This is a genomic window from Paraburkholderia graminis, assembly GCF_003330785.1.
GTDB lineage: Bacteria > Pseudomonadota > Gammaproteobacteria > Burkholderiales > Burkholderiaceae > Paraburkholderia > Paraburkholderia graminis.
Map to the genome: position 1 here is coordinate 2,649,471 of NZ_CP024934.1, position 17,813 is coordinate 2,667,283.

Genomic DNA, 17,813 nt, shown 5'->3' on the forward strand with positions numbered 1-17,813 from the left:
ACCGGTTAAAGTAACCGTTAGTCATCAACCGTTCACCCGCGTCAGACAGGAAGCCTCATGTCCACTACCGTCTCGAATCACGACAACCCGCTCCTCGATTTCTCCGACCTGCCGCGCTTTGGCGAAATCCGCCCCGAACACGTCACGCCCGCGCTCGATGTGCTGCTCGCCGATGCAGCGGCCGCAGTCGAGCGCGCCGCTTTGCCGGTTACACCCGCTTCGTGGGCCGATGTCGTCGAGCCCGTCGAGCGCGCGACCGAACCGCTGTCGCGCGCATGGAGCGTCGTCGGTCATCTGAACGCCGTTGCCGATACGCCGGAACTGCGCGCCGTGTATGGCGAAAACCTGCCGCGCGTGACCGAGTTCTGGTCGAGCGTCGGGCAGAATCTTGCGCTGTACGAGAAGTACAAGACGCTGAACGCAAGCGACGAATTCGCCGCGCTCAGCAGTGAGCGCCAGAAGATTCTCAGCAACGCGCTGCGCGATTTCCGTCTGTCCGGCGCCGAATTGCCCGAGGACCAGAAGCCGCATTTCGCCGAATTGCAGGAGAAGCAGGCGGCGCTCTCGAAGGCGTTTTCCGATCATGTGCTCGATGCCACGAACGCTTATGCGTATGTCGTCGAAGCCGGCAACGAAGCGGCACTCGCCGGCCTGCCCGAAGACGTGATCGAAGCCGCGAAAGAAGCGGCTGAGCGCGACGGCAAGACCGGATACAAATTCACGCTGCATTTCCCGTCGTACTTCCCGGTCATGCAGTATTCGGAAAACCGTCCGATGCGCGAGGCGATGTACCGCGCGTATGTGACGCGCGCGTCCGAACTCGGTCCGCAATACGGCAACGGCAAGCCCGAGTGGGACAACACGGCGGTGCTCGCCGAGCAGTTGAAACTGCGCGCGGAAGAAGCGCACATGCTCGGCTACAACAATTTCGCCGAAGTCTCGCTCGCGCCGAAAATGGCGGAATCGCCGGAACAGGTCATGACTTTCCTCGAGGACCTGGCCACGCGCGCGCGTCCGCATGCGGAGCAGGACTGGAAGGAACTGCGCGAATTCGCGGCGAATGAACTCAGCCTGAGCGACCTGCAACCGTGGGACATGACGTTTGCCGCCGAGCGCCTGCGTCAGAAGCGCTATTCGTTTTCTGAGAACGAAGTGAAGCAGTATTTCCCGGAAGACGCTGTTTTCAAGGGCCTTTTTAAAGTCACCGAGACTTTGTTCGGCGTGCGTATCCGCCGCGACGAAGCCGCTGTGTGGCATCCGGACGTGCGTTTTTTCCGCGTCGAGAACCAGGACGGCGGCCTCGTCGCGCAGTTCTACCTCGACCTGTACGCACGCGAAGGCAAACGCGGCGGCGCCTGGATGGACGACGCGCGCGGCCGTCACAAGCATACGCACGGCGGCGTGCAAACGCCGGTTGCGTATCTGACCTGCAACTTTTCGGCGCCGGTCGGCGGCAAGCCTGCATGCTTCACGCACGACGAAGTCATCACGCTCTTCCACGAGTTTGGGCACGGGCTGCATCACATGCTGACGCGCGTCGATGAACTCGGCGTGTCCGGCATCAACGGCGTCGAGTGGGACGCGGTCGAACTGCCGTCGCAGTTCATGGAGAACTTCTGCTGGGAGTGGGACGTGCTCTCCGACATGACCTCGCACGTCGAAACGGCGCAGCCGCTGCCGCGCGAACTGTTCGACAAGATGCTTGCCGCGAAGAATTTCCAGAGCGGGCTCGGCACGTTGCGGCAGATCGTGTTCTCGATGTTCGACATGCAGTTGCATACCGGCTTCGACGCAACCGGGACGAAGAACGCAACGCAACTCGCGAGCGAGATCAACGAGCGTTTTCATGTCGTGCCGCAAGCGCCCTTCTCGCGTTGGCCGAACACGTTCAGCCACGTTTTCGCGGGCGGTTATGCGGCGGGCTACTACAGCTACAAGTGGGCCGAGGTGCTGTCCGCCGACGCGTATGCGGCATTCGAGGAAGCCGCGCAATCGGCGAGCGGCAGTGTGCTCGATCAGGCAACCGGCATGCGCTATCGCAAGGAGATTCTCGAAGTGGGCGGCAGCCGCCCCGCGATGGAATCGTTCAAGGCGTTCCGCGGACGCGAGCCGAACATCGACGCGCTGCTGCGGCATAACGGCATGACGCCTGCCGCCGCGCACTGAATGAATGGTGTTGTGATGCGATGAAAAGCCGGTGTTCCGCACAATGCGGACACCGGCTTTTTTGCTGGCTGCGTACGGCGGTCAGGTCAGTCGCGATGCAGCTTGAAGTCCACTTCCGAAGGACGTCCGTCGAGCGACAACGCCGCGCGCGCCGCCGGTGCGCGGCTCACCACCTTGCCGCGGCTGATCACCGCCAGTCGCGCCGCGCGCAGGCGGATCGCTTCCACCGGATCGCGCGCGTCGAGCAGCACGAGGTTGGCGGCGCAGCCCGGCGCGACACCGTAGTCTTCCAGACCGAGAATGCGCGCGCCGTTCACCGTGACCGCGTCGAAGCACGCGTGCATGCCTTCGACGCCCGTCATCTGCGCGACGTGCAAGCCCATGTGCGCGACTTCGAGCATGTCGCCCGAGCCGAGGCTATACCACGGGTCCATCACGCAATCGTGGCCGAACGCGACGTTGATGCCCGCCGCCATCATCTCCGGCACGCGCGTCATGCCGCGCCGCTTCGGATACGTGTCGCTGCGTCCCTGCAACGTGATGTTGATGAGCGGATTCGCAATCGCCGATACACCCGACTCGCGCATCAGCGGCAACAGCTTGCTCACGTAGTAGTTGTCCATCGAATGCATCGACGTGAGATGCGAACCGGTGACGCGCCCATGCAAGCCGAGGCGCTGCGTTTCGGCGGCGAGCGTTTCGATGTGGCGCGACATCGGATCGTCCGATTCGTCGCAGTGCATGTCCACTCGCAAGCCCTGCTCGGCCGCGTACTCGCACAACATGCGCACGGATTGCGCGCCGTCGGCCATCGTGCGTTCGAAATGCGGAATGCCGCCGACCACGTCGACGCCCATTGCAATCGACCGCTTCAGGTTTTCGAAAGCGCCGGCACTGCGCAGTACGCCGTCTTGCGGAAACGCGACGAGTTGCAGGTCCAGATACGGCGCGACACGGCGCTTCACTTCGACGAGCGCCTCGACGGCGAGCAGACGCGGATCGCACACATCGACGTGACTGCGGATCGCCAGCAGCCCGCGCGCAACCGCCCAGTCGCAGTACTGCATCGCGCGTTCGATCAGCGCCTCCTGCGTGAGATGCGGCTTCAGTTCGCCCCACAGCGCGATACCTTCGAGCAGCGTGCCCGACGCGTTCACGCGCGGCAAACCGTAGGACAGCGTTGCGTCCATATGGAAATGCGGATCGACGAAAGGCGGCGTGACGAGCGAGCCGGCCGCGTCGATTTCGTCGCGCGCGACGGCGGCCAGATTCGCTTCGACCGCGACGATGCGCCCCGCTTCGATGCCGATGTCGACCGCGTGCTTGAGTTGCGGCGCGACGCGTGGCGGCAGCATCGCGCGGCGGATGATCAGGTCCATATCTCGCTCCTTTTTTGTGTCGGCGTTCGCGTCGTGATTCATGACGATTCTATCGGCGTCAGAAAGGCCGCGCCGGTTTTGTAGGCGCTTAAATTGGGATCCCCGTACCGGCCGACGGCGAGCAATCCGTACCGGCAACCCGCGGCACGGCGCACCTATACTCGGTTCACGTTGTGGCGTTGTTCATTGAGGAGCGTGCGGATGAAGACGATAGGTGTGATCGGCGGCATGAGTTGGGAATCTTCCGCCGAGTATTACAGGCTGCTCAACCGTCACGCGAAGGCGCGCCTCGGCGGTCATCACAACGCGCGCAGCCTGATGCTGACAGTGGACTTCGCGCCCATCGAAGCGAATCAGCGCGCGGGCGACTGGCACGCGCTCGGCGAACAGATGGCCGATGCGGCGCGTCAACTCGAACGCGGCGGCGCCGGGCTCGTGATGCTTGCGACCAACACGATGCATCGCGTGTATGAGTCGATCGAGCGCGCCATTCATGTGCCGTTCCTGCATATCGCCGATCCGACCGGCAACGCACTGCGTGCGGCGGGCGTCGAACGAGTCGGTTTACTCGGCACGCGCTATACGATGGAGCAGACCTTTTACACGGGACGGCTGCGCGAGCGCTACGGCCTGGAAACGCTGGTGCCGGAAGAAGCGCAACGCGCGGACGTGCACCGCGTCATCTACGATGAGCTGTGTCACGGCAACGTGAAGAGCGAGTCGCGCGCGATATATCAAGGTGTGATCGAATCGCTGGCCGCGCGCGGCGCGCAGGCGGTAATTCTCGGCTGCACCGAGATCACGTTGCTGATCAAGGCGGAAGATTCCGTGCTGCCCGTGTTCGATACGACGGCGTTGCATGCGCAAGCGGCGGTGGAGTGGGCGATTGGGGGTGATGAGGCGATTGCGGATGACTGACAGCAAATGAAAAAGCCCGCGTGGCTTGCGCCAGCGGGCTTTCAATAATGCCTGGTTGCGGGGGTAGGATTTGAACCTACGACCTTCGGGTTATGAGCCCGACGAGCTGCCAGACTGCTCCACCCCGCGTCAGAGAAAAAGAGTATATAGGGGCGTCGGCAAAACGTCAAACTATTGCTTCGACTAACGGTGTCGGCATGCCATTCGACGCGCAAAAACCCGCACCGCGAATCACAGGTCCTGAACCGTCGCGCCCTCGATCTTGCCGTCGATAATATCCGCGCCGTACTGACTCGCGCTGCGTTTTGCAACGCCGAAGTCGGAGAACGTGGCGGGCAGCACGAGACGAAACACACGGCTCGCCTTCGAACCGCTAATGGCACCCGGACGGCAGACGCGCACCGCGACGTCGTAGCCTTCCGCATGCCGCTTGTGACCGTCGAATTTGTCGAACGCCCGCGAGAAAACCAGCGGATGCACTTCGAAGTCCTTATAAAGATCTGGATAAGCCTGAGCCATGATGCCCTCCGGTGCACGCCGGTGCCTGAGTGAGTCGAACTGTGAATATCACCCCACTATACGCTGCGCGCGGCGCGCATCGGCTTTTTATTTTCGACGCGCGCCACGCGGTGTGGGCGTGAGTGCAGGTGCGAGCGCCGCGAAAATCGTCGCCTTCGCGCGGGCGCTGGTAAGCTACGGCTCCTGCGCCATTCAGCTTGAGAATCTCCCGTGAAAATCGCCACCTGGAACGTCAACTCACTCAAAGTCCGCCAGCAACACGTGATCGACTGGCTCGAAACCAGCGGCACCGACGTACTGTGCCTTCAGGAACTGAAGCTGCCCGACGAAAAGTTTCCGCGCGCGGAACTCGAAGAGAAAGGCTACCGGAGCTGGTTCGCGGGCCAGAAGACGTACAACGGCGTCGGCATTCTGGTGCGCGCGGGGCTCAACGTCGACGAAGCGAGCGTCGTGCGAAACATTCCGGGCTTTGATGACTTGCAGCAGCGCGTGGTCGCGGCGACCGTCGAGGGCGTGCGCATTATTTCCGCCTATTTTCCGAACGGCCAGGCACCCGGCACCGACAAGTTCGCGTACAAGCTGCGCTGGCTTGCCGCGCTGCACGACTGGGTCAAAAGCGAGATGGCGCTGTATCCGAAGCTCGCGCTGCTCGGCGATTACAACATCGCACCCGACGACCGCGACGTACACGATCCGAAGGCTTGGGAAGGTCAAAACCTGGTGTCGCCGGAAGAACGCGCGGAGTTCGTGCGGCTGATCGAACTCGGTCTCGTCGATGCATTCCGTCGGTTCGAGCAGCCGGAAAAAATCTATTCGTGGTGGGACTACCGGATGATGGCTTTCCGCCGCAACGCGGGTCTGCGCATCGACCATATTCTGCTGTCGAAGGCGCTGGCCGAAACGTGCGCTTCGTGCGAGATCGACAAGGTGCCGCGCAAGTGGGACCAGCCGTCGGACCACGCGCCGGTCGTCGCGCAACTAGGTTGATAGAGGCGCCCCGACGCATTCGCATTCGCACACACGCTCAAGCCGAAACCGCCAGCGTTCCCCACAAAAACTCGAACACCATCGCGTCGTGCTCGGCCTGCTCCAGTTCGTCGGAGCCGCCGTGACCGCCTTCCGTATTCTCGCGATACCACACGTTATCCACGCCAAGCGCCTGCATGCGCGCCGCCATCTTGCGGGCATGGCCAGGATGCACGCGGTCGTCGGCGGTCGACGTCGTGAACATCACCGGCGGATACTTCACGCCCGCCGTCACGCGGTGATACGGCGAGTAGGCGGCGAGCACGCGCGCATCGGCGGGATCGTCGGGATCGCCGTATTCGTCGATCCACGACGCGCCGGCATGCAGCAGGTGATAGCGGCTCATGTCGAGCAGCGGCACTTCGCAGACCACCGCGCCGAACAGTTCCGGGCGCTGCACCATGCACGCCGCCACCAAAAGGCCGCCGTTGCTGCCGCCCTGGATGCCGAGTTGCGCGGCGCTCGTCACGCCGCTTGCGACGAGCGCTTCGGCCACCGCGATGAAATCGTCGAAAGCGCGTTGCCGATGCTCGGTCTGCGCCGCCGTGTGCCAGGGCGTGCCGAACTCGCCGCCGCCGCGAATGTGCGCGACCACGTACACGCCGCCGCGCTCGAGCCAACCGATGCCCTGCCCCGCGAGATAGCTCGGCAATAACGGAATCGCGAAGCCGCCATAGCCGGTCAGCAGACACGGCCGCGTGACAGGCTGTTCGGCGCGATCCGCATGATCCATGCGCTCGGCGGCAGCTTGCGCGTCGCGTGGTCCGATCACCGTGTACGGCACGCGCGTGCCGTCCGCGGAAACGGCGTCACCGCGCGTCACCACATAGCGCGTCGCGTCGAACTGCGTCGGCCAGCGGTGGACCAACTCCCACGCGGTGAGATCGTCGCGGGCAAGATCGGCAAGCCAGTACGCGGGCGGCTGCAGATAGTCGTCGGTATCGACGAACACTTCGTCGTTCAACGTCGATTCCACCGGCGAGACGTCGGCCTGCCCCTCGCCGTGCGACGGGAAGACACGCTGTTGCCACTGCCATGTGTGATCGGCGGATTGCATCGGCGTGAACAGCAAGGTCTTGTTCTGCACGTCTTCCAGATACGACACGATGAGCTGGTTGCGCGTGTGCGTCCATTCGCAGGCGGACGTCTGCGAAGTCGGGATGAACAACGGCGTGACCTCGCGCTCGCCGCGCAGGAACGCGTCTTCACGGATCGCCAGCAGCGCGCCGCCCGGATACGTCACTTCATCGTAATGCCAGTCGAGGCGCGGCTCGAGCAGCAGCCAGCCGTTCCAGCCGCCCACCGCGACATGCGAGGGCACGTCGTAACGACGCCACGCATCGGCGGCAAGCGGGACGCCGTTCGCCGCGTCGAGGTAGTACCTGTGCGAGTCGAAGAAATCGACGCTGCTCACTACCGTGTGACGCTTTTCCACCGGATCGTAGTGCGCTTGCACGCCGATGTCGTCATACGCGCCCTCGAACACCACGGGCGCGTCGGCGAGCGCCGTGCCACGCGTCCAGCGCCGCGCTTCGCGCGGATAGCCGGAGCGCGTCAGGCTCTCGCTCCCATTGTCCCAGCCGACGTAAAGCGTATCGCGGTCGATCCACGACGCCGCATGCTTGCCCGCCTTCGCGATCACAAAACCGTCGTCGACGAGGCGTCGCGCGTCGATGTCGAACTCGCGCACGACGACCGCGTCGGAGCCGCCTGGCGACATGGTGATCAACGCGCGATCGCCATCCGGGTAAAGAATGTCGAACTCGACGCAGACCCACGGCGTGCCTTCGGCTTCCCCTAGCGCGTCGAAGTCGATCAGGTCCTGCCACTCAGGCTTACCGCCGCGCCACGCCGCCCACGTGGTGCGCCGCCACAGCCCTTTGGGATTGCGGTCGTCCTGCCACAGGTCGTACGCCCACTCTTTCCATCGAGTGGGAATGACGGGGCGTTCGCGCGGCAGATACGCATCGGCGAGCCATTGTGTGAGCGTGTCGAGTCGCTCACCGCTGCACCACGCGGCGCGGGTGCGGGCGTTCTGCTCGTCGACCCACGCGAGTGCTTCGGGGTCGTCGAGCGCTTCAAGCCACAGGAACGGATCGGTGGAAAACGGCCAGGGAGAAGTAGCGGAAGAGGCAGGAGGCATCGTGAGCTGTCGGATAAAAACAGCGTTGATTATGCCTTGCCGCGCGAGAAGCGGCGGTGTTTGCGCGGCGGTTCAATGTCTGGATGTTCGGATAAAGGCGCAAGCGGCGGCCGGACGCGATATCCATGCCGCCGCCCGCCGCCTTCACACATGCCGTGCGGTCATCGAATCAAGGCTCGAGATTGAGCTCCTGAATCTTGCGCGTAATCGTATTGCGTCCGATACCGAGACGCTCCGCCGCCTCGACCTTGCGACCGCGCGTGAAGTCGAGCGCCTCGCGAATCACCGCCGCTTCGAAACGGCGTGCGAGTTCGTCCATCACGTCCGCGGAATTCTCGCGCAGCAAGCGCGCGACTTCCGTGCGCAAGCCGCCTTCCCATGCGCTGACCGTGGCAACCGGCAGGCCGCCCGGCATGCCCGCATGCGTCGCCACGCTTCCGCCATTGATCGGCGCCGTGGCCGCGAGGCTCGCGTCCGCGCTACCGATCGGACTGCCGCCCCCGCCCGTCGTAAGATCCGTCGCGCCGGCCTGCGCGGGACCGAGATCCGGCGGCAAGTCCTTGATCTCGATGGTCTGCGCGGGCGCCATCACCGTGAGCCAGTTAGCGAGATTCTCCAACTGCCGCACATTGCCCGGAAACGGCAGCGAAGCCAGATAAGCGAGCGCCTCTTCCGATACGCGCTTCGGCTCGACGCCCAGATCGCGCGCGCTCTTCTGCAGAAAATGCCGGGTGAGCAGCGGAATGTCTTCGCTGCGCTCGCGCAACGCGGGCAAACGCAGGCGAATCACGTTGAGCCGGTGATACAAGTCCTCGCGGAAAAGCCCCTGACGTACGCGCGATTCCAGATTCTGGTGCGTCGCCGCGATCACGCGCACGTTGGCGCGCAGCGGATTGTGGCCGCCGACCCGATAGAACTGGCCATCGGAGAGCACACGCAACAGGCGCGTCTGCAGATCGAACGGCATATCGCCGATTTCATCGAGAAACAGCGTGCCGTTTTCGGCCTGCTCGAAGCGGCCCTGGCGCATTGCCTGCGCGCCAGTGAAGGCGCCGCGCTCATGGCCGAATAGTTCGGATTCCAATAGATCTTTTGGAATCGCCGCGGTGTTCAGCGCAATGAAGGGACCGTTCGCGCGTGGGCTATGCCGGTGCAACGCACGCGCGACCAGTTCCTTTCCGGTGCCCGATTCGCCGGTAATGAGCACGGTTGCCGCCGAATGGGACAAACGTCCGATCGCGCGAAACATGTCCTGCATCGCGGGCGCCTGGCCGAGCATTTCGGGTGCATCGGCAACGCGGTCGTCCCACGTCTGTTCGCCGCGCATGCTCTCGTCCACCGCGCGGCGGATCAGCTCGACCGCTTTGTCGATGTCGAACGGCTTCGCGAGATATTCGAACGCGCCGCCCTGGAACGCGGCGACCGCGCTGTCCAGATCGGAGAACGCCGTCATGATGATGACCGGCAAGCCCGGCACCTTGTCACGCACGGTTTGCAGCAATTCGAGGCCCGAGCCGCCCGGCATCCGGATGTCGGACACCAGCACCTGCGGGCTTTCGTGATCGAGCGCCGCCGACGCCTCGCGCACGTTCGCGAAGCTGCGCGTCGCGAAGTTTTCGCGAGCGAGCGCTTTTTCAAGCACCCAGCGAATCGATTGATCGTCGTCTACTATCCAGATCGGCTTCATATAGGTCTGTCAGAAGTCTTGAGATGCCTGCGGTGTGCGAAGGCGTGTCAGTAGTCGAGCGGCAGCAGAATCTGAAACTCGGTGTGGCCGGGCCGGCTTTCCACTTCGATCAGACCGTCGTGTTGTTGCACGAACGTCTGCGCGAGCGTCAGACCGAGACCGCTGCCGTCCTCGCGCCCCGATACGAGCGGATAGAAGATGCGGTCACGAATGTCCTCGGGAATGCCGGGGCCGTTGTCGATGATATGCAAGTCCAGTGCCAGCTTACATAAGCGTTTCGACACCGTGATCTTGCGTGCAATGCGCGTGCGCAATTCGATGCGCGCGTCGCCTTGCGAGATGCGTTCGCGCAATGCCTCTGCCGCATTGCGCACGATGTTCAGAAGCGCCTGGATCAGTTGCTCCTTGTCGCCGCGCAGGTCCGGCACGCTGACGTCGTAATCGCGCTCGATCGTGAGGCCGCGCGGAAACTCCGCGAGAATCACCTGACGCACGCGCTCGCACACTTCGTGAATATTCACGTCGCCGACAATATGCGGATGCCGGTGCGGCTCGAGCAAGCGGTCGACCAGCGTTTGCAGCCGGTCCGATTCCTTGATGATGACCTGCGTGTACTCGCGCAACTCGTCGCGCTGACGCTCGCCCAGTTCGAATTCGAGCAGTTGCGCCGCGCCGCGAATCCCGCCGAGCGGATTCTTGATTTCGTGCGCGAGATTGCGGATCAACTGTTTGTTGACGGCCGTGAGGTCGTTGATGCGCTCCTCGCGGTCGCTGCGCAAATGCCGCTCGTTCTCGAACAGTTCGAGCAGCACGTAGTCTTGCGCGCTTTCCAGAAAGCCGACGATCGCATGCACATGCAGCGGCTCGTGAGCGGGCCGCTCGAGCACGGCATCGAGATGCGTCGCGTGAAAACGGTGAGCGGCGATCGACGTGATGGTGGCGACCAGTTCGTCGGCATTCGAGAAGATGTCCGGCCACGCCATCTGCGTGAGTTGCCGGCGCGAAAGCTCGAGCATCGACTCCGCCGACGGGTTCGCAAACGCGACGCGCAGCGTGCGCTTCTCGAGTATCAGCACGACGGTGGGCAACGCCTCGAAGCCCGGCAACAGTCCGGACGCGACGAGCTGTGCGTCGTCGGACAGCGTGTCGACGTGCCCTTTTCTCGCCTTGATCAGATTCTTTAGAACCATCTTGCAGTCTGGCCGATAGGAGATGGTGGCAAACCGCTGCGTCCGGTCGAATGAAAAAGGGACGGCGCCGCCGTCCCTTCGTGACCGATCGCGAGCGTCGGACAAAGCGCTTCGCCATTCGACGGGCGAAGCGCCATTGCCGCTTACAGCGAGTAGTACATTTCGAATTCGATCGGGTGCACCGACTGACGATAACGCTGCAGCTCGTTCGTCTTCAGTTCGATGTACGCGTCGAGCATCGAATCCGTGAACACCCCACCGCGCGTCAGGAACTCGCGGTCGCCGTCGAGCGCGTCCAGAGCCTGGTCGAGGCCGGCACACACGGTCGGGATCTTTGCATCCTCTTCCGGCGGCAGGTCGTACAGGTTCTTGTCGGCAGCTTCGCCCGGATGAATCTTGTTCTGCACGCCGTCCAGACCTGCCATCATCAGCGCGGAGAAGCACAGGTACGGATTCGCCATCGGGTCCGGGAAACGCGTTTCGATACGGCGGCCCTTCGGGTTCGACACGTGCGGAATGCGGATCGATGCCGAACGGTTGCGTGCCGAGTAAGCCAGCTTGACCGGTGCTTCGAAGTGCGGCACGAGACGCTTGTACGAGTTCGTCGACGGGTTCGTGATCGCGTTCAGCGCGCGAGCATGCTTGATGATGCCGCCGATGTAGAACAGCGCGAATTCCGACAGACCTGCGTAGCCGTTGCCCGCGAACAAGTTCTGGCCGTCTTTCCAGATCGACTGGTGAACGTGCATGCCCGAACCGTTATCGCCGACGATCGGCTTCGGCATGAACGTAGCCGTCTTGCCGTACGTGTGCGCGACGTTCTGGATGATGTACTTCATCTGCTGCAGCCAGTCGGCGCGTTGCACGAGCGTCGAGAACTTGGTGCCGATTTCATTCTGGCCCTGGCCCGCGACTTCGTGGTGGTGCACTTCGACCGGAATGCCGATCTGTTCGAGCAGCAGACACATTTCCGAGCGGATGTCCTGGAACGTGTCGACCGGAGCGACCGGGAAATAGCCGCCCTTCGTGCCCGGACGGTGGCCGGTGTTGCCGCCTTCGAATTCCTTCGACGACGACCACGGTGCTTCTTCCGAACCGATCTTGACGAAGCAGCCCGACTGGTCCGTGTTCCACCGGACCGAGTCGAAAATGAAGAATTCCGGTTCCGGACCGAAGAATGCCGTGTCGCCGAGACCCGAGCTCTTCAGATAGGCTTCGGCGCGCTTTGCCAGCGAACGCGGGTCGCGTTCGTAGCCCTTGCCGTCAGCCGGTTCGACGACGTCGCAGGTCAGAACGAGCGTGGACTCTTCATAGAACGGGTCGATGAAGGCGGTGTTTGCGTCCGGGACCAGCAACATGTCCGATGCTTCGATGCCCTTCCAACCGGCAATCGACGAACCGTCAAACGCATGGCCGCTTTCGAACTTGTCTTCATCGAATGCCGACACCGGCACCGAAACGTGTTGCTCTTTGCCGCGCGTGTCGGTGAAACGGAAGTCGACAAACTTGACGTCTTCGTCTTTGACGAGTTGAACGACGTCGGCCACGGATTTACTCATAACCTATCTCCTGATTAACGAATTCGGCGGATTTCAGCCGCCGCCCAATCTAGCTGACCCGTCCCGGCGCGTCCACCCTCAATTGTGAAGAGCGAATGTGAAAATTAGCCGTTGCTGATCGATCGGCCTGACTAAAGCAGCAACTGTGCCATGTATGCGCCAAGACGGCGCGCGTGCTGACAGTGCGCGCGTCGGCGGGGAATTCGCGCACCGGCGGATATGCAGCCCTAAAATTCGATGGTTTCTCGAAGCACCAAAATGAGGCGCGGGTGGGAGGTGGCCGCTGTCGCGGAACGACTTTGGTGCATATGCGGCATTTTGCACCATTAAAGGGCGAGCGGTTGCAGCGTGCGCGTCGCCTCGGATTGCAGGTCGTCCGGTGGCCGCGCGGGCCCAAAGCGCCGCGCTAGAATGGTCACTTGATCAAGGAGACCAACGCATGACTACCCTCGAACAGTTGTATGCGCAGGCGGACAAACGCCGCACCGAAAGCCAGTTGCCTTACGCCGGCGCGCTGTCGCCGGCCGAGGCGTTCGAACTGCTGCAGCTCGACACGGGCGCGCGTCTCGTCGATGTGCGCACGCGCGCCGAACTCGACTGGGTCGGCCGGCCCGTGATCGGCGACGGACAGTATGCGCACGTCGAATGGACGCGCTATCCGGGCGCCGTGCCGAATCAGGAATTCCTGCATCAATTGAGCGACGTGGCGTCGCCCGATACGCCGGTGCTGTTTTTGTGCCGCAGCGCCGCGCGCTCCAAGCTCGCGGCGATCGCCGCAGCGCAGGCGGGCTTCACGAAGGCTTATGACCTGCTGGAAGGCTTCGAAGGCGACAAGGACGGCCAGGGACATCGCAAGACGGTGTCGGGCTGGTGCTTCCGCGGCTTGCCGTGGATTGGCGCGTAAGGGGTGCGTGAGGGCGCTGGAGCGGCGTATTGAAGCGGGGAGTAAAGCGTCCGGTACAGAGCTGCGGGCCTGTGAACCGCCGGTCGGAAGCCAGCCGGTCGCGAACCGACCGCTAGCCCGCCATTACCGCCGCTATTAGCCGGCCACTCGCGCGCGGCTCACCGTTGAATCGCGCGTCAACAACGCAGACATCACGCGCGAGGCTTTCCCGCCGCCTCGTGCTCGACAATATCGCCGCCGAGCAGATGCACGCCCTCGCGTAGCTTGACGAACGCCGCCGCCACCGCTTCCGGCTCGCCCTTCACGCCGAGATCGATGTGATGCCGCGCATAGACGCCGCCACGCTCGGCGTCGCCCACGCTCGGCAGACTGAACACGCGCACGCCGGGGAAGTCGTGCTCGATCTTCTCCATCAGCGGCGTTAAACGCGACTCGGGCAACTCGAACACGAGCAGCGATTTTTCCGCGTGCGGCATCGCGTGATGCAGATGCGCGTAGTGCGTGTCCAACACCCATTCGATCATCGGCCAGGCCATGACCGGGAAGCCCGGCACGAAATAGTGCTCGCGGATCGAGAAGCCCGGAATCTTGTTGTAGCCGTTCGGAATGATCGCCGCGCCTTGCGGATACGTGCCCATATTCAGCCGATGCAGATTCTCCGGCGAGTTCAGATCGAGCGGCGTCGCGGCCGTTGCCGGGTACATGTCGCGGATGCGCTCCTGAATCAGCTTCTGCGCTTCCGGATGCAGTTGCAGCGGCACGCCGAGCGCGGCCGCCGCGCATTGACGCGTGTGATCGTCCGGCGTCGCGCCGATGCCGCCCGTCGAAAACACGATGTCGCCCGAGTCGAAAGTACGCCGCAGCGTGGCCGTGATGCGCTGCGGGTCGTCGCCGATGTACTCCGCCCAGCCAAGCGACAAGCCGCGCGCGCCGAGCAGTTCGATGACTTTCGGCAAATGCTTGTCGACGCGCCTGCCCGACAGGATTTCATCGCCGATGATGATGACGCCAAATGCCATTGCCGCCTCTTTGGTTATCTCGTTCGTTGATCAATAAGGAACCGGGGCCGCGTGCCGCACGCCGCCGGCCTCGTCCGCGCGCATGCGCTGCAGCGCCCGCAGACAGTAGTAGCCGAACCACAGCGCCGAAAACACGAGGATGAACGCGTAAATCCAGATCGTCACCGCGGTGATGACCGGAAACAGCACCAGCAGCCACACGGACGACGCCCACAGCAGCGTCGGAAGCGAACCCATCAGACCGCTCGCAACGCCGATCAAAAGCAGCGGCAACCGGAAGCGCCGCACGAGCGCGCGCCGCTCATCGCGCGTGGCGTGCAGCGCGAGCGCGTCGTACGTCATCACGCGGTAGGTCAGCCAGCCCCACAGCAACGGCGGAATCAGCGCGAAAAACGGCGGCACGAGCCACAGCGGCAGCGTCACGATCAGCAGCACGAGACATACCAGCGTCGTCCAGAGCGCCTGGCCGAGGCTGCCGTACCACGTTCCGCCGCGGCGCATTTCGAGGCCGGGGAACTGGCGCGTCGACAGGAAGCGGATGACGGCCGGCATCGACAGCGTGGCGATCAGCAGCAGTACGGTGACGACGATCAGCGGGATCGTCATCGCGACGACCAGGAACGGCGCAATCGCCGCGTGCAGCCCGGAAAAACCGAGCGAGTCGAACAGATGGTAAAGCGTGACGGTGAACGACCAGCCTTCGAGCCAGCCGCGGGTCGTGCCGATCAGCGTCTGCCAGCTAAACCACAGGATCACGCCCCAGCCGACCGTCGCCGCGACGAACGGCATGAAGGTCAGCCAGAGCATGCGCGGGTGGAGCGCGCTTGCGAGCGCGCGCCCGAACGAGCGCAAAAGGTCATTCATGCGAGCCAGTGCCGGTGAGTGCAACGGTGAAATGATGGAGCGGCGCGGCGGTCACTGAACGTAGACCGTGCGCGCAAACGTGGACAGCATAAACCACGCGACGGGCCGCCGGGGAGACCGGCGGTGGATGGACAACGAATGAGGAACGATTGAAGAACGAATGAAGAATGAAGTCAGTCAGGCTCAGACCGCGGTGGCGCCGCCCTCGTCCCGATTGCCGCGCCGTGCGCTCAGACGCCGGCCGATGCGCACGAAAGCGAGCCAGTGCTGCGCCCAGAAGCCTTCGCCGTACGCGCGCCCCTGCAACTGGTCGCTGATGCCGGTCGGCTCCATCTCGCGGCTCCACGACACGCTGCGAAACAGCATGTCCCACCACGGAAACAGCACGCCGAAGTTGCAGCCGTACTTCAGGCCCTCGTGACCGTAACCGATCGCATGATGGCGCCGATGAAACGTCGGGCTCACCAGCAGCCGCTCGCCCAGCCAGCCGAAATGCAGGCGGATATTCGCGTGCTGCACGCTCTGCGCGAGATTGGTAATCGCGACCAGCACGACGAACTGCGACGGCGGCACGCCGATCACGAGCGCGATGACCGCGAAGAACGACGCCTGCAGCAAATCGTCGAGCAGATGGTTGCGGTCGTCGGCCCACAGCGACATTTGCTGCTGGCTGTGGTGCACCGCGTGCAGCTCCCACCACACGCCGATGCGATGCTGCCAGCGGTGATACCAGTAACCGGCGAAATCGAGCGCGAGCAGGTACATCACGAACGTGACGAGCGGCTGCGTCGTCACGCCCGGCCACAGGTTGTCGAACTCGATATTGGAGATGTTATGCAGGCGCAGCCATGCCTGCACATTGTCGAAAAACGGCTGCAGCGCGAAGAAGAAAAACAGGTTCAGGATGCCGAGCTTCGCGATCCACGTGTAGATCACGTCGACGCGCACTGCCTTGCGGTTGTCCCACTGCTCGACCGGACGCAGCGCCTCGAGCGGCCGCAGGATCGCATACATGGCCAGCACCTCGACGACGCCCACGATCACCCAGTAAAGGCTGTCGTAGGTGTCTTCGTCGTAGTCCATCAGATCGAAGTGGAACAGCAGCGGCTGCACCACGTTGACGTACAGCAACGTCTGCGCGGCGGAGACGAAGTTGTCGAGCGAAGAGAAGATCAAATGGAACATGGTGCTGGTCGGTTACTTCTGTGTTTGCCGCTCGCTATCGTGGGTATTGCGCTGCGTACTGGGCGTATCGTGCCTCGCGTGCGGCGTGGCGCGGCATGGCTCGCTCCATTATCACGCGCCGTTGGGCGCTGTGACCGGCGCGCGATTAAAGAAATAGATGCCGTGCGGCGAGCGGCCGACGGCGATCGTCTGGATCAGCTTGCGCGTGCTCAGATCGATGATGCCGACGTGCTTCGCGAAGCGGAACGTTACCCAGAGATAGCGCTTGTCGGCGGAAAGTTCCATGTCGTCGGGCCCGGGCATCAGACCGGTGATGTCGCCGACGTTGGTGAGCGAGTCTTCGTCGATGATGCTGATCGTGCTCGCGACGCGGTTCGACACCGCGACATGCTTGCCGTCCGCCAGCGAGCGGAAGTTGTGCGCGCCGTTGCCCGTGTGGATCGTCTTGACGATCTTCTGCGTGTGCCAGTCGACCACGGCCACGTAATCCGCGCCGGTCATGCCGACCAGCAGATACTTTTCGCCCGGCGTCATCCACAGGCCCGCCGGCACCTTGCCGACTTTCATCTTCCACTTGACCGTTTGCGTGGCCAGGTCGATGGCGGCGAGTTCGCCCGAAACCTGCAGCGTGACGAAGACCGTCTTGCTGTCGTTCGTGAACGCCATGTGGCTCGGCATGACCGCGAGCGGCAGACGCGACGCGAGCGCCATCTGGTTCTTCTGACCGTCGTAGTGATAGATGTCGAGACGGTCGAGACGCAGCCCCGTCGTGACGAGCCATTTGCGGTCAGGCGAGAAGCCGATCTGATACGGATCTTCGATATTTTCGACCCAGCGCTGGACCTGCCCTGTCTTCGGGTCGACGAACATCAGATTGTTCGACACCGAATTGGCGACGATCAGCGAGGAATTATCCGGCGTCACCATCAGATGATGCGGTTCCTTGCCCGTGGGCACGGTGCCGATTACCTGGCGGGTGGTCTCGTCGATGAGGCTCAGCGTGGCTTCGGCGGAATTCAGCACGATCACGTTGTTGGCGCGGGCTGCGGGAGAAAAAAAGCCTGCCGCGGCGGCGAGAGCGAAGCCTGCGGCGAACGTGGCTGTCACGCCAGGAAGAAAAAATTTACGCATGAAAACTCACTTCGGAGAACGACCGTCATTGTAGAACGTTTGCCGTGGCCTGCGGTTGACGCAGATCGGGGTTGCAGAGCGGGGAAAATCGAGGGCCGGATGAGCGCACCCGAAGCGCATCGC

At 63.2% G+C, this 17,813-nt stretch carries 14 protein-coding genes and 1 tRNA gene; 4 read left to right on the plus strand and 11 right to left on the minus strand.

Translation table 11 applies throughout. The annotated features are described in order from the left end of the window. Positions 1-57 precede the first annotated feature (57 nt). Complete coding sequence (locus CUJ91_RS11735; RefSeq protein ID WP_114156245.1) at positions 58-2,166, plus strand: M3 family metallopeptidase; 2,109 nt, start codon at positions 58-60, stop codon at positions 2,164-2,166. A gap of 86 nt (positions 2,167-2,252) precedes the next feature. Here the strand turns inward: CUJ91_RS11735 and CUJ91_RS11740 are convergent, their stop codons facing one another. Beyond that, positions 2,253-3,545, minus strand: coding sequence for an amidohydrolase family protein (locus CUJ91_RS11740; protein WP_114156246.1), 1,293 nt, complete (start codon positions 3,543-3,545; stop codon positions 2,253-2,255). 201 nt (positions 3,546-3,746) lie between these two features. Between CUJ91_RS11740 and CUJ91_RS11745 the strand changes: the two genes are divergently transcribed. Next, positions 3,747-4,463, plus strand: a complete 717-nt coding sequence (locus CUJ91_RS11745; RefSeq protein ID WP_114156247.1) for an aspartate/glutamate racemase family protein — start codon at positions 3,747-3,749, stop codon at positions 4,461-4,463. Positions 4,464-4,515: 52 nt separating this feature from the next. Here CUJ91_RS11745 and CUJ91_RS11750 read toward each other — a convergent pair. Together CUJ91_RS11750 and CUJ91_RS11755 are read right to left on the minus strand one after the other, a co-directional pair. Continuing rightward, positions 4,516-4,592, minus strand: a tRNA-Met gene (locus CUJ91_RS11750). Between the two features lie 102 nt (positions 4,593-4,694). Further along, positions 4,695-4,982, minus strand: coding sequence for a hypothetical protein (locus tag CUJ91_RS11755; RefSeq protein WP_006051248.1), 288 nt, complete (start codon positions 4,980-4,982; stop codon positions 4,695-4,697). 210 nt (positions 4,983-5,192) lie between these two features. On the opposite strand from CUJ91_RS11755, the gene xth reads away from it, so the two are divergent. Continuing rightward, positions 5,193-5,969 (plus strand): exodeoxyribonuclease III, encoded by a 777-nt coding sequence (gene xth, locus CUJ91_RS11760; RefSeq protein ID WP_114156248.1) that lies wholly within the window; start codon positions 5,193-5,195, stop codon positions 5,967-5,969. A 37-nt stretch (positions 5,970-6,006) separates the two neighbouring features. Here xth and CUJ91_RS11765 read toward each other — a convergent pair whose 3' ends face one another. From CUJ91_RS11765 to glnA, 4 genes are all read right to left on the minus strand, one after another. Next, complete coding sequence (locus tag CUJ91_RS11765) at positions 6,007-8,151, minus strand: prolyl oligopeptidase family serine peptidase (protein WP_114156249.1); 2,145 nt, start codon at positions 8,149-8,151, stop codon at positions 6,007-6,009. Positions 8,152-8,320: 169 nt separating this feature from the next. Next, the gene (gene ntrC, locus CUJ91_RS11770; RefSeq protein WP_029967520.1) at positions 8,321-9,838 is read right to left on the minus strand and encodes a nitrogen regulation protein NR(I); all 1,518 of its coding nucleotides are present in this window, start codon (positions 9,836-9,838) and stop codon (positions 8,321-8,323) included. Positions 9,839-9,885: 47 nt separating this feature from the next. Further along, positions 9,886-11,028 carry a nitrogen regulation protein NR(II) gene (gene glnL, locus CUJ91_RS11775; protein WP_006051244.1) on the minus strand — a complete coding sequence of 381 codons (1,143 nt, stop codon included), beginning with the start codon at positions 11,026-11,028 and terminating at the stop codon, positions 9,886-9,888. 143 nt (positions 11,029-11,171) lie between these two features. Then, positions 11,172-12,587, minus strand: a complete 1,416-nt coding sequence (gene glnA / locus CUJ91_RS11780) for a type I glutamate--ammonia ligase (RefSeq protein ID WP_006051243.1) — start codon at positions 12,585-12,587, stop codon at positions 11,172-11,174. 439 nt (positions 12,588-13,026) lie between these two features. Here glnA and CUJ91_RS11785 point away from each other — a divergent pair, with 439 nt between their 5' ends. After that, the gene (locus CUJ91_RS11785; RefSeq protein ID WP_006051242.1) at positions 13,027-13,491 is read left to right on the plus strand and encodes a rhodanese-like domain-containing protein; all 465 of its coding nucleotides are present in this window, start codon (positions 13,027-13,029) and stop codon (positions 13,489-13,491) included. Positions 13,492-13,682: 191 nt separating this feature from the next. Here CUJ91_RS11785 and CUJ91_RS11790 read toward each other — a convergent pair whose 3' ends face one another. The 4 genes from CUJ91_RS11790 to CUJ91_RS11805 all read right to left on the minus strand — a co-directional run bounded on the left by CUJ91_RS11790 (position 13,683) and on the right by CUJ91_RS11805 (position 17,690). Continuing rightward, the gene (locus CUJ91_RS11790) at positions 13,683-14,510 is read right to left on the minus strand and encodes a competence/damage-inducible protein A (RefSeq protein WP_029967522.1); all 828 of its coding nucleotides are present in this window, start codon (positions 14,508-14,510) and stop codon (positions 13,683-13,685) included. 30 nt (positions 14,511-14,540) lie between these two features. Beyond that, positions 14,541-15,374 carry an EI24 domain-containing protein gene (locus tag CUJ91_RS11795; RefSeq protein ID WP_114156250.1) on the minus strand — a complete coding sequence of 278 codons (834 nt, stop codon included), beginning with the start codon at positions 15,372-15,374 and terminating at the stop codon, positions 14,541-14,543. 183 nt (positions 15,375-15,557) lie between these two features. Further along, on the minus strand, positions 15,558-16,559 hold the full coding sequence (locus CUJ91_RS11800) for a sterol desaturase family protein (protein ID WP_114156251.1): 1,002 nt from the start codon (positions 16,557-16,559) through the stop codon (positions 15,558-15,560). A gap of 111 nt (positions 16,560-16,670) precedes the next feature. Then, entirely contained in the window at positions 16,671-17,690 is a 1,020-nt protein-coding gene (locus tag CUJ91_RS11805; RefSeq protein ID WP_006051238.1) for a YVTN family beta-propeller repeat protein, read from the minus strand. Positions 17,691-17,813 lie beyond the last annotated feature (123 nt).

Coding starts and splice junctions, on each gene's coding strand:
- CUJ91_RS11735 (WP_114156245.1), top strand. CDS start 58: ATGTCCACTACCGTCTCGAATCACGACAACCCGCTCCTCGATTTCTCC.
- CUJ91_RS11740 (WP_114156246.1), bottom strand. CDS start 3,545: ATGGACCTGATCATCCGCCGCGCGATGCTGCCGCCACGCGTCGCGCCG.
- CUJ91_RS11745 (WP_114156247.1), top strand. CDS start 3,747: ATGAAGACGATAGGTGTGATCGGCGGCATGAGTTGGGAATCTTCCGCC.
- CUJ91_RS11755 (WP_006051248.1), bottom strand. CDS start 4,982: ATGGCTCAGGCTTATCCAGATCTTTATAAGGACTTCGAAGTGCATCCG.
- CUJ91_RS11765 (WP_114156249.1), bottom strand. CDS start 8,151: ATGCCTCCTGCCTCTTCCGCTACTTCTCCCTGGCCGTTTTCCACCGAT.
- ntrC (WP_029967520.1), bottom strand. CDS start 9,838: ATGAAGCCGATCTGGATAGTAGACGACGATCAATCGATTCGCTGGGTG.
- glnL (WP_006051244.1), bottom strand. CDS start 11,028: ATGGTTCTAAAGAATCTGATCAAGGCGAGAAAAGGGCACGTCGACACG.
- glnA (WP_006051243.1), bottom strand. CDS start 12,587: ATGAGTAAATCCGTGGCCGACGTCGTTCAACTCGTCAAAGACGAAGAC.
- CUJ91_RS11785 (WP_006051242.1), top strand. CDS start 13,027: ATGACTACCCTCGAACAGTTGTATGCGCAGGCGGACAAACGCCGCACC.
- CUJ91_RS11790 (WP_029967522.1), bottom strand. CDS start 14,510: ATGGCATTTGGCGTCATCATCATCGGCGATGAAATCCTGTCGGGCAGG.
- CUJ91_RS11795 (WP_114156250.1), bottom strand. CDS start 15,374: ATGAATGACCTTTTGCGCTCGTTCGGGCGCGCGCTCGCAAGCGCGCTC.
- CUJ91_RS11800 (WP_114156251.1), bottom strand. CDS start 16,559: ATGTTCCATTTGATCTTCTCTTCGCTCGACAACTTCGTCTCCGCCGCG.
- CUJ91_RS11805 (WP_006051238.1), bottom strand. CDS start 17,690: ATGCGTAAATTTTTTCTTCCTGGCGTGACAGCCACGTTCGCCGCAGGC.